The 273-nt window shown below is 52.4% G+C and carries 1 protein-coding gene; it reads left to right on the top strand.

The window, feature by feature from the left end:
• Nucleotides 1-70 precede the first annotated feature (70 nt).
• Nucleotides 71-273 (top strand): hypothetical protein (locus PZC42_RS24630; protein WP_277214130.1); only part of this gene is annotated, 203 nt, incomplete at its 3' end.

The raw sequence follows: 273 nt of genomic DNA, 5'->3' as shown, positions 1-273 counted from the left end.
AGGATCAAAAGTTTCCTTTGAGTATAACTGGAAGGCGTTCTGTGAGCGTCATTCACCATCGTCTGGGGAGATGTCTTGGCTTGATGCCAGCCAGGAGCTGCGGAAGTCGTTTATGGAGCAAATGCTCGATGGCTTGAAGAACCCAGATCTATTCTCCCGGATTGAAGCCTTGGAGGCGGTCTGCTATGCTATGGCTGGTGTATGGGGAGTCACTGCTGGAAAGGTTGCGGACGATTACCCAGAGGAAGTGACTGCCAAGGAAGCCGCTGAGAC

This window comes from Isoptericola croceus (assembly GCF_029382255.1).
GTDB classification, from domain to species: Bacteria; Actinomycetota; Actinomycetes; order Actinomycetales; family Cellulomonadaceae; genus Isoptericola; species Isoptericola croceus.
Note: the sequence above shows the minus strand (reverse complement) of the source record. Positions and strands in the feature narration are given on the sequence as shown.